The 11,308-nt window shown below is 37.2% G+C and carries 11 protein-coding genes; 6 read left to right on the top strand and 5 right to left on the bottom strand.

Going from position 1 to position 11,308, the window contains the following annotated elements; genetic code table 11:
• Positions 1-216: 216 nt before the first annotated feature.
• From HDC90_RS19350 to HDC90_RS19335, 4 genes are all read left to right on the top strand, one after another.
• Complete coding sequence (locus HDC90_RS19350) at positions 217-1,998, top strand: aromatic amino acid hydroxylase (RefSeq protein WP_184469322.1); 1,782 nt, start codon at positions 217-219, stop codon at positions 1,996-1,998.
• Positions 1,999-2,145: 147 nt separating this feature from the next.
• On the top strand, positions 2,146-2,847 hold the full coding sequence (locus tag HDC90_RS19345) for an SDR family oxidoreductase (protein ID WP_184469320.1): 702 nt from the start codon (positions 2,146-2,148) through the stop codon (positions 2,845-2,847).
• Between the two features lie 46 nt (positions 2,848-2,893).
• Positions 2,894-3,256 carry a hypothetical protein gene (locus HDC90_RS19340; protein WP_184469318.1) on the top strand — a complete coding sequence of 121 codons (363 nt, stop codon included), beginning with the start codon at positions 2,894-2,896 and terminating at the stop codon, positions 3,254-3,256.
• A 115-nt stretch (positions 3,257-3,371) separates the two neighbouring features.
• A complete protein-coding gene (locus tag HDC90_RS19335) occupies positions 3,372-3,920 on the top strand; it encodes a C40 family peptidase (protein WP_184469316.1) in 549 nt (182 codons plus the stop codon).
• On the opposite strand, the gene HDC90_RS19330 is transcribed toward HDC90_RS19335, so the two are convergent.
• From HDC90_RS19330 to HDC90_RS19315, 4 genes are all read right to left on the bottom strand, one after another.
• Positions 3,921-4,526 (bottom strand): YdeI family protein, encoded by a 606-nt coding sequence (locus HDC90_RS19330; protein WP_184469315.1) that lies wholly within the window; start codon positions 4,524-4,526, stop codon positions 3,921-3,923.
• Between the two features lie 25 nt (positions 4,527-4,551).
• The gene (locus tag HDC90_RS19325; protein WP_184469314.1) at positions 4,552-5,439 is read right to left on the bottom strand and encodes a flavin reductase family protein; all 888 of its coding nucleotides are present in this window, start codon (positions 5,437-5,439) and stop codon (positions 4,552-4,554) included.
• A 382-nt stretch (positions 5,440-5,821) separates the two neighbouring features.
• A complete protein-coding gene (locus HDC90_RS19320; protein ID WP_184469313.1) occupies positions 5,822-6,817 on the bottom strand; it encodes a fumarylacetoacetate hydrolase family protein in 996 nt (331 codons plus the stop codon).
• 67 nt (positions 6,818-6,884) lie between these two features.
• Positions 6,885-7,340, bottom strand: coding sequence for a hypothetical protein (locus HDC90_RS19315; RefSeq protein WP_184469312.1), 456 nt, complete (start codon positions 7,338-7,340; stop codon positions 6,885-6,887).
• A gap of 281 nt (positions 7,341-7,621) precedes the next feature.
• Here HDC90_RS19315 and HDC90_RS19310 point away from each other — a divergent pair, with 281 nt between their 5' ends.
• A complete protein-coding gene (locus tag HDC90_RS19310; RefSeq protein WP_184469311.1) occupies positions 7,622-8,788 on the top strand; it encodes a homogentisate 1,2-dioxygenase in 1,167 nt (388 codons plus the stop codon).
• A 108-nt stretch (positions 8,789-8,896) separates the two neighbouring features.
• A complete protein-coding gene (gene hppD, locus HDC90_RS19305; RefSeq protein ID WP_184469310.1) occupies positions 8,897-10,027 on the top strand; it encodes a 4-hydroxyphenylpyruvate dioxygenase in 1,131 nt (376 codons plus the stop codon).
• 129 nt (positions 10,028-10,156) lie between these two features.
• On the opposite strand, the gene HDC90_RS19300 is transcribed toward hppD, so the two are convergent.
• Positions 10,157-10,957 (bottom strand): energy transducer TonB, encoded by an 801-nt coding sequence (locus HDC90_RS19300; protein WP_184469308.1) that lies wholly within the window; start codon positions 10,955-10,957, stop codon positions 10,157-10,159.
• Between the last annotated feature and the right edge of the window lie 351 nt (positions 10,958-11,308).

Genomic DNA, 11,308 nt, shown 5'->3' with positions numbered 1-11,308 from the left:
AAGCAGCATCCCCCGATTCTTCATCGGGGATATAGCAAACAGCCCGACAGAACCATCCCGACGAAATACGACAGCACCTTTCCAATTTATAAATCCATCTCTTTATCCTCTTCAAACCTTTATTACTTTCACCTGTTAATTTATCCAAGCACTTTCTTGATAAGATAAAAACAACACCCTAACTTAGCTGCCGACCAACTTATTTCCAGATTAAGCATGAGCCATTTTAATGATTTTAATAATGCGCAGGTAACAAAATTGCCCAATCATTTAAAGCAATTTATTGTTGACCAGAATTACGAAAAATACACACCGATCGATCAAGCGGTGTGGCGTTATGTAATGCGCCAGAATTATAGTTACCTTAAAAATGTTGCTTATTACCCTTACATAAAAGGCCTACAGCGAGCTGGTTTAAGTATTGAACACATTCCTGATCTGCAAACAATGAACGACAACCTGGGTAAGATTGGTTGGGGTGCTGTAACCGTTGATGGTTTTATTCCACCGGCTGCATTTATGGAGTATCAGGCCTACCGTGTACTGGTAATTGCTGCCGATATCCGCCAGATTAATCACATTGAATATACACCAGCACCAGATATTATACACGAGAGCGCTGGCCACGCCCCTATCATCGCAGATACGGATTACAACAATTATTTAAGTTATTTTGGTTCTATTGGCGCCAAAGCCATGTTTTCGGCGAAAGATTTTGAACTTTATGAGGCCATTAGGAAACTATCGATTTTGAAGGAAGCTGCAGATGCAGACGAAATTCAGATTGCCAAGGCAGAAAAGGAATTGCGCTACATCGGCGAAAACATGGGTGAGCCTTCTGAAATGGCTTTGCTTGGTCGCTTACACTGGTGGACGGTTGAGTATGGTTTGATTGGTACTTTAGAAAACCCAAAAATCTATGGTGCGGGTTTGCTTTCGTCTATCGGCGAAAGTGCAACCTGCATGCAAAATGATGTGGAGAAACTTTGGTACAACATCGATACGATTAACTACGCTTACGATATTACCAAACCACAACCGCAGCTTTTTGTAACCGAAACATTTCAAAATCTTATTGATGTTTTGGAAACTTTTGCCAATACCATGGCCTTTAGAAAAGGTGGCACAGAAAGTATTATGAAAGCAATTGCCTGTAAAAATGTAGCCACAGCAGTTTATAGTTCGGGCTTAGAAGTAAGCGGTGTATTTACCGATATTGGCATTGGGATAAAAGATGAGGTAACTTTTATTAAAACAACCGGCGCATCTGCATTGGCATTTAATGGAAAACAATTAAAAGGCCATGGCAAAGATTACCATGCTGATGGTTTTTCGTCGCCCGTTGGTCGATTAAAAGATGCTGAAAAAGCACTGGAAGATTATAGCGTAGCTGAATTACAGACTGTAGGGATAATTGCAGGTGAAAAAGCTGAACTCCTATTTGAAAGTGGCATTAAAGTAATTGGGGTAATTAAGGACATTATTACCGAAAGCAACAAACTCATTTTAATTGCCTTTAAAGATTGTACGGTTACAGAGCGCAATGGAAATACGCTGTTTAAACCCGAGTGGGGCATTTATGATATGGCCATAGGCCAAACCATTGTTTCAGTTTTTAATGGCGCTGCCGATAAAGACGCTTATGAAGAGATTACATTAATTAGTAACGAGAAAACGCATCAGATTACTTATGATGATAAAACTTTAAAACTGCACGGTTTATACCAAACGGTTAGAGCGATTAGGGAAAGTGGCGAAGGTTTGGATAAGCTTGCCGAAATCTTTACACAACTTAAAATAAACCATAGGCAGGATTGGCTTTGTGCCTTGGAAATATTGGAGATTATTTATCACAAAAAGATCTATCATCAGTTGGAAAAGGAAATTCAGGTTTATCTTGAAATTAAAGCAAGCAAAGAATTAGACCATACTAAATTGATTAATGATGGTTTGCATGTAATTAAAAATCCGGTGAGCCAGCTCATTGTGGAAGATTGAACCGATATATTACAATTACCAAAGGGTTAAGAGTCAGCATGACGAACTTATCTTTCAAATATCTTAAATTAACCTATTAACCGAAAATTATTATGGCCAAGAAACATTTAAACCTTTTAACTTTACAATAATTTTTAACTTCTTTTAATGAACATTATAATTACAGGTGCAAGTAGTGGAATCGGTTTCGAAACTGCTTTAGAGTTTAGCTTACAAAAAGAGAACAAAATTGTAGCCATTGCCCGATCGGCAGATAAACTACGTAAACTCTTAGAAATTGCTAAAGGCATTAATCCAGACTGTACACTTTTACCGGTAGAATTTGACATTGTAAATGACGATTACGCTGCACTAGTTCCATTTTTAAAGGAACGGTTAGGATCTGTTGATATTTTAATTAACAATGCAGGGGCTTTAATTAACAAACCTTTTTTAGAAACCACAGAAATTGATCTCGGCGAAATGTTACAGAGCAACGTGATCTCACATTTCAGAATGATACAGCATATTTTGCCTTTAATGCAAAGCGGAAGCCACATTGTAAACATCGGTAGTATGGGTGGTTTTCAAGGGAGCGTTAAATTTCCAGGGCTTTCGGCTTACTCGGCAAGTAAAGCAGCACTGCATACCTTAACTGAATGTTTGGCATTTGAATTGGCCGAAACAGGAATCAAGATCAATTGCCTTGCATTAGGATCGGCACAGACAGAAATGCTTGAAGCTGCTTTCCCAGGCTACCAAAGCCCGGTTATGGCTTTCGAAATGGGGAAATATATTAGCGATTTTGCTAAAACCGGACATAAATTTTTTAATGGCAAAATTTTACCTGTTGCTGTTACCACACCATAATATGATAATTTTTAGTAATTTGCAGTAATTGAAAACTAAAAAATCTATGGAAACAAATTCTCCTTTTAAAGCACCGGAAGATGGTAAAACAGTAGCTATTGTTAGTTATATAACAATAGTTGGGTGGTTAATTGCTTATTTAGCTATGCATAAAGATAACAAGACGGAATTGGGAAGCTACCAACTTAGGCAAACATTATTATTACATATTTTATATCTTGGGACAAACATCTTAGCTGAAATCCTGATAAGAATTACACTATCGGGAACACTGGCTAACTTGTTTTGGATCGTTTATGTAGGCTATATAATCATTTGGATTATCGGCTTTATTGGTGCTGTTCAGGGAGAAAAAAAACCTATTCCATTAATCGGAGAGAAAGCGCAAACCATGTTCCCAAGTATTTAATCAAACCAAATATTTTAATCAAAAGTCCAGGCAAATTGTTTGGACTTTTTTATTTGCACTCATTTTCAACATTTTAATCGACTTTGGATATTTTTTATATCTTTGGTTCTTACATATGAAGAAAATAATAGTCCCGATTGCGTTTTTCATTTTGTCTGCCACAGCAGGAAAAGCCCAAACCATCATCCCGGCTCAATACCAGGAGTTAGTTAAAAAGCTCGTTGCCAGTCTACCTAAAGAGGATAAGCTATCAAGCAACAATTCTTCGGCTAAACAATCCGAAAGTTTAATCGATTTTGCCAAAAGTATGTTAGGTATCCCCTATCGTTATGCGACAAGCAACCCTAAAATTGGTTTTGACTGTTCTGGCTTTGTAAGTTATGTTTTCAGTAATTTTGGTTTTAAAGTCCCGCGCTCTTCGAGAGAGTTTAGCTATGCGGGTAAAGAAACCAGTCTGGAAAATGCAAAAGTAGGCGATGTATTGATTTTTACGGGCAGTAATTCAAGAATAAGAAGAATAGGTCATGTTGGAATTGTTTATTCCATAGACGAAAACGGGATCAAATTTATTCATGCCTCTTCAGGGAAAGTGCATCAGGTAACTATTACCGATCTTGATGGTCATTATAAAGCCCGTTTCCTGAAAATTGTAAGTATCCTTTAATTATTTTTTATACTTCCACATTCTCGTTTTGCCTTCTGCAAGCCACGCTAAAGTGGTTTCCAATCTTTTTATTCTGGTTGCTTCCGTTTTAGCTTCCTCAAGCCATAATACATATTCCTTTTTATTGGATAAACTAAAATTCTGAAAAACCGCTAATGCCTCAGGATCTTCTTGCAAAGCTTCAACAAAATATTCAGGTATAACCAGTTCTTTCTTCTCTGTAGCTTTTGGTTTTGGTGGCAATTTTACATTGTTTTCATTTAATTGAATGGCCTGTTGAATGTAGGCAATCAAAATTTCATCTGAAGGCAGGTCGTCAAAAGATTTTATTTTACCCAATAAACCCATTGCTTCAGAACGTTCTTTAAAAACACCGTATTCATCGATCATTAAAGATCCTTTCCAGAAGCCAAATGCGCAATGATGCTTGAAAGAAGCCATATGGCAAACCGTACCTTTATAATCGAAGAAAGGCATCCCCCATTTAATTTTCTCTTCAATACGGGCATCGGCTTTATGTACCAGATTTCTCAAATGATCTAAAATAGGGATCGCAAACTCTGCCGAATTGATGATGTACTGATCTACCTGGACAATTGTATGCATAGCTTAAAAGATTATCTTAATAAATTTAAAGTAAAACAACTTTTAAAGCAAGCTCTACCGCTCCATTTTGAAGAAACTTTTTCGCCAGTTCGTGCAGCTCTCTTTCGCGGTTAGTTGCATCACCTATGGTAGCATCGAGCACTTCTTTTACTTCAGCGTGGTTACTAATCAAGTCGATTTCTTCGTCGCTCGGTAAATATTCAACGTTTCCTAGCATTCCAAGGTCATTACCAGATAATACTTTAGAAAAACGGACCGAATGTGGTAAACGATCTATTCCTATACCCAATTTAGCCAGGGGCTTTGCTACTTTAAACAAATTATCGCCTGTAACCCTACAATACCAATCGCCTCCTAAGCGAGCTACAAGATCAATTTTATGCTGATCAATCCGACCATTCTCATCTAAAATCGCTTCATTAATATGAATTACCTTTATTTCGGCCAAAACCAGGTTTCCTGCACCATGATGGTCACCCAATGAAATTACCTCATTTACAACACACTCAAACTGCACAGGTGCCTCGGCAACTCTAGGTGGCCGAACCAGATCAGATTTCAGCATGGTAAATCCCGCTTTCTCAAACTCGTTTACGCCTTTGGCATATTCGGTACTGGCCAGGCTCATTTGCTGTACCATATCGTAGTTTACAATATTGATAACGCATTCTTTAACCTGCAATACATTTTCCAGACTATGTTTGGTGGTATTATCGCGTACCCTCCTTGATGGAGAAAAAATACAGATGGGCGGATTCGTACTAAACATATTAAAGAAACTGAAGGGGCTTAAATTAATATTCCCTTCGGTATCAATAGTCGAGGCAAAGCAGATCGGGCGCGGAGCAACAGCGTATTGCAGATAATTTTGCAGATCTAGAACTGTTAAATCTTCTGTTTTAAATGATACCAAAACTTTAAATGATTAAATTTTATAATTATTCTTTTTTGGAAAGCAAATGCAGTAGTTATTGGGGAACAGCAGTCCCGCCATACGCTATTATTCCCGATGAAAAATCGCGAGATAACCGCTGCTGTCGGGTTTAGTTAACAAGGTTAGCCTAATTTAAACCTGAATCCCTTTTTGATTATATTATTTCTTGAGGTTTTTTACAACAGTCATCATACTGAATTTGTTTTACAAGTATAAAGTGTTTTTCATTATCTTGTAGCTATTACGTGGTCAGCATCAATCGACAAAGATCCCGAAATGAATTCAGGGTGACGACTGCCTTAATAATCCAGCATTAAATAAATAAATTACTAAATAAGTATAATCAATTTAACGAACCTTTTTACTTCTTCAATGCCAGGATCGAAAAATCCGTATCAGCTTTCGTAATGGTATTGGTTAAAGCACCAAGACCTGTTATTTCCATTTCTACAACATCACCTGGCTGTAACCACTGTACTTTATAATTTGGATCGTTAAGCAAACCAGTACCATTTAACTCTAAGAAACAACCCGTACCCACTGTTCCAGAACCAATTACATCACCTGGAAGGATATCTACGCCGTAAGCACAACGTTCTATAATTTCGGCAAAAGTCCAGTCCATATCAGCAGCATTTCCTTTCGAAACTTCGATGCCGTTTACCCTGCAGGTCATTTTAAGGTCGTAAGCATTACCCACGTGCCCTTCTTTAGGCGCAACTTTATAAGGCAATAATTCATCAGGTGTTACCAACCATGGGCCAATTACGGTAGAAAAATCTTTTCCTTTTGCAGGGCCTAAATTCAATAACATTTCTTCCATCTGCAAAGTACGGGCACTCATATCGTTCATTACCATGTAACCGGCAATGTATTCATCAGCCTCAGCAGCTTTAATATTTCTTCCTTTTTTACCGATAACAATGGCAAGCTCCAATTCGAAGTCCAGTTTATCAAAATGATCAGGCATACATTCAATTTCTCCAGTACCCTGAATAGCGTTGTGATTGGTAAAATAAAAGATGGGGTATTCATCAAATTGAGGGATCATATCAACCTTTCTGTTTCTACGTGCGGCAGCAACGTGCTGCCTGAAAGCGTATCCATCGCGACAACTGGTAGGATGTGGAACAGGTGCCAAAATCTCGTAAAAAATTTCTTCTTTAGCAGCTAAACTACCATCTTTTATTTGATCATCTATTCTTTTTGCCCTTTCCATTAACACTTCGCCTCCTTGCAAAAACGTACTCATATTATCTGGAAGCAATTTATCGCAACTATTTAAGTTATAAATATGCCCGTTGATAAATATACCAAGATGCTCCCTGTCTTCAGTTTTATAAGATACTAGTTTCATATATGATTTGGTTAAATACGCGGTAAAGCTAAGAAATTAGGGCATTCAAAATAAAACTTAAGCGTTATTATTTTAACACGGTATATTTCTGAAGGTTTGATTTAATTAAAGGAAAATCTTTTGCCTGGAGTGCCTTATAGTGTTTTTTGTCGGAGAGTAATCCGCCAAGCAATAATCCGCCAGATACCCCTACTGGTACGCCAGCAGCAATAAGCACTACCGATTCTACCAATTTATCGCTTTTAGCGGCCAACACAAAAAATGTTAACCCTCCGGCAATGGCCAGCGGTGCAACTATCCCTTTTCGATGTATGTATAATGCACTAATACTATCGGCACTTAATTTTAGGGTATCCTTCCGGTTTCTGATAATTGTTAAACCATCATCTGCTGCAGCGTAAAAAGAACCTCTTATTGCTTTTCCACTGTGGTCTATAATCCTAATCGTGTACTTGGCCTTTTGTTGCGCAAAAGCGCTGTAGCTCAAGGCTAAAAAAATTAAACTTGTAAAAATAAATTTCATTGGGATGATTGTATAGTAAGTAATTAAAGGTAATTAAAATTTCAACTTTTAAATAAAATACTTACCTTAGTACCATTAAAACCATGATCTTAAAAGCATTACATATTAATTTAGTAAACGACGCTATTGCGGCCCGTCGCTATAAGATGCTATCCAAGCTGATCATGGCTCAATATTCTCTGTAATTTTTATCCCTCTTTCTTTTTTAATTGAAACGCATTACCGTTTTGATTGTTAATTCATTAGGATTTTTTCTTTTCTAACCATAACATCATTTAATTATGCCTATTTATCATAAATTGGGGCAGATTCCAGCTAAACGTCACACGGTTTTTCGTAAACCTGATGGAAATCTTTACGCCGAAGAATTGGTATCAACCGAAGGTTTTTCGAGTTTATATTCATTGGTTTATCATTGTCACCCACCAACCATAGTAAAACATTTAGGTGAAGCGTATAGTGTTGATCCAAAAATTGCCCGGGAAAAACACCTGAAACATACGAGTTTAATCGGTTTTAATATTAAACCTGAAGATGATTTTCTAAAAAGCAGAAAAGCAGTTCTGGTGAATAGCGACCTGCATATCGTTCTGGCAGCGCCAAGAAAATCGATGACCGATTATTTCTACAAAAACAGCCAGGCCGATGAAATGATCTTCGTACACGAAGGCTCAGGAAAGCTGAAAACAGGATTCGGAGAAATTAAGTTTGCCTATGGCGATTACCTGATTATTCCAAGGGGGACTATTTACCAGATGGAGTTTGATACGGAACAAAATAGATTGTTCATTGTAGAAAGTTTTAGTCCGTTAAGATCACCAAAAAGATATTTAAATCAGTTTGGTCAGCTAATGGAGCACGCACCTTATTGTGAGCGTGATTTAAGGCTACCTCAAAACCTCCAAACACATGATGAGTATGGCGATTTTAAGGTACTGATTAAAAAACAGGGGTTAATTTATCCCTATACCTATGGTACACATCCTTTTGATTATGTAGGTTGGGATGGTTATCATTATCCATATGCCTTCTCTATCCACGATTTTGAGCCAATAACAGGCCGCTTACACCAACCACCCCCAGTTCACCAAACTTTCGAAGGGCACAATTTTGTGGTTTGTTCTTTTGTTCCCCGCAAATATGATTACCACCCCGATTCTATTCCGGCACCATATAACCATAGCAATGTTGATAGTGATGAAGTGCTTTATTACGTAGACGGAGATTTTATGAGCCGTAAAAGCGTAGTTAAGGGACAAATTACCTTGCACCCAGGAGGTATCCCACACGGCCCACACCCAGGTACAGTAGAAAAATCGATCGGAAAAGAAAAAACAGATGAGCTAGCGGTCATGATTGATCCTTTTAAGCCTTTAATGCTTACACAGGATGCTTTGGATATTGAGGACGAAAATTACCATAAAAGCTGGCAGATTAATGTAGAGTAAATCCAGGATGATTAAGACTTCGGGATTATAGGATTTAAGATCTTTAAAGTAACACGCACAGTTAACCGATTTAAACAATTAAGCGGTTAACCATTTAAAATAACAACAATGGAAACACAAACATTTGCAGAAAAAATATCAAAAGCACCAGATTTTCTGCCTATTAACGGAACAGATTATATCGAATTTTACGTGGGCAATGCCAAACAAGCTGCCCACTACTATAAAACCGCATTTGGGTTTCAAAGCTTGGCTTATGCCGGACCAGAAACTGGCGTACGCGACCGTTCATCGTATGTATTGCAACAGGGAAAAATCAGATTGATCTTAACTACAGCATTAAAATCAGATCACCCGATATCAGAGCATGTAAAAAAACATGGTGATGGTGTTAAAGTATTAGCACTTTGGGTAGACGATGCTTACAGCGCTTTTGAAGAAACCACAAAACGTGGTGCGAAACCCTACTTGGCACCTCAAACCTTGACTGATGAAAGTGGAGAGGTTAAGATGAGTGGCATTTATACATATGGCGAAACTGTACACATGTTTATCGAGCGTAAAAACTATAACGGAACCTTTATGCCAGGTTACCGGGTATGGGAAAGCGATTATCAACCTGCTGATGCCGGCCTTTTATACATCGATCATTGTGTGGGTAATGTTGGCTGGAACCGCATGAACGAGGCTGTACAATGGTACGAAGATGTAATGGGATTTGTGAATATTTTATCTTTTGACGATAAGCAGATCAACACAGAGTATTCGGCTTTGATGAGTAAAGTAATGAGCAATGGAAATGGCTATTCGAAATTCCCGATTAATGAACCCGCCGAAGGCAAAAAGAAATCGCAGATTGAAGAATACCTGGAATATTATGAAGGTGAGGGCGTTCAGCATATTGCTGTTGCCACTAAGGATATTGTTAAAACAGTTAAAGAATTGAAAGCGCGCGGTGTGGAGTTTTTAAGTGCCCCACCAGAAGCTTATTACGATATGATGCCACAGCGTGTAGGCAAAATTGACGAGGAAATCTCACTACTGGAAAGCTTGGGTATTTTGGTCGACTGCGATGAAGAAGGATATTTATTACAGATTTTTACTAAACCAGTAGAAGACCGCCCCACCCTTTTCTTCGAGATTATTCAACGTAAAGGTGCACAAAGCTTTGGCGCAGGTAATTTTAAAGCATTGTTTGAATCTTTAGAACGCGAACAGGAATTGAGGGGTAATTTGTAGTGCTACTTAATTCATAAGGCAATCATAAAATCTGATTGCCTTATGAATTTTACTTTTTAACTAAGTTCTTCGATAATCTTCAGGGTATTATAGCAGCATTTCTTATAATTTTTTAATATTATTTAAAAATTAAGGATTAGGTAATCTGCATTCTGCAAAGTAGCTAAATTTTGTACTTACTGTTTGTCCATTTTTTATTGCCGCATTCCATTTTGGGCAGTCTTTTATTACTTTTTTCACTATTTCATCCAAGCCAGCCCCTAAACCTCTAACTATTTTAACATCTTTAACATTCCCATTGTAATCTATTTTAAAACTAAAGTATACTTTTCCTTCTACTTTGTTTTTTAATGCTTCTTCTGAATATTTAATATTTTCGAAGAAATATTCTTGCAGCGCTTTATATCCTCCTGGGAAATTAGGTGGGGTGTCAACCTCTTCAATCTTATACGTAGAAATATCAAGTACATTTTGCTTCGACGGGCCACCCATGGCCATGACCGTAACATTCTTTAACATGATATAATCGGTTGGTATCACTGGTTTTTCTTGCACTAATCTATTTTGTTGGCTTTGCATTTCAAATATGATATTAATACAGTATTTCCCACTTATGGTTTTGGATAGCCCAGTATAAGCTGAAATTAAATTTTTAACGTTTTCACTCCCTCCTTCCAAATCCAAAGCCGTTTCTACATTTTGTATTTGGCCATTTTCTACGTTAAAAAGAAAAGTAGTAGTACCCTGTAAATTATTAAGTAGTGCTTTAGAGGGGTAATGCACATTGGAGGCCAAATATTTATAAAAACCTATGAATTGACTTTTTTGCTGTTCTTTTTCCGAATCAGATACATTTTGAGCAAATATTGGCAATGATGTGGTTAGCAATAAGAACAGTACGTTTAAAGTGAAGAGTTTACGGTAATTCATTGTTGTTTTTTTTAAAACGTAAATATATCATTTCGTTTATAGCTCTTTTAATTTTTTTCAAATAATGCTTGAAGCTTTCTTCACTAAAACTTCATAATTGAAGTGCACCTTTGATATAACAAAACACGAAGCGATTTCAATTTTGTTAAATTCTAAAAACTCATAATTAGTTTTTTAGTTTTCCGGTTACCCTTATCTGATACCTCATGTATTGCAAAATACATGAGGTTTTTTGGTAAATTAGATCACATACATTAGGATCAAGCGGAAAAGTTGGGGGGGATGTTTTAAGCATATATTTTCGACAATCTGAATAAGAAGAATTTAATATCCCTTACACCTCTAGAGGTT

Source organism: Pedobacter sp. AK013 (assembly GCF_014205835.1).
Lineage (GTDB): Bacteria > Bacteroidota > Bacteroidia > Sphingobacteriales > Sphingobacteriaceae > Pedobacter.
This window is presented reverse-complemented; position numbering and strand designations above follow the sequence as displayed.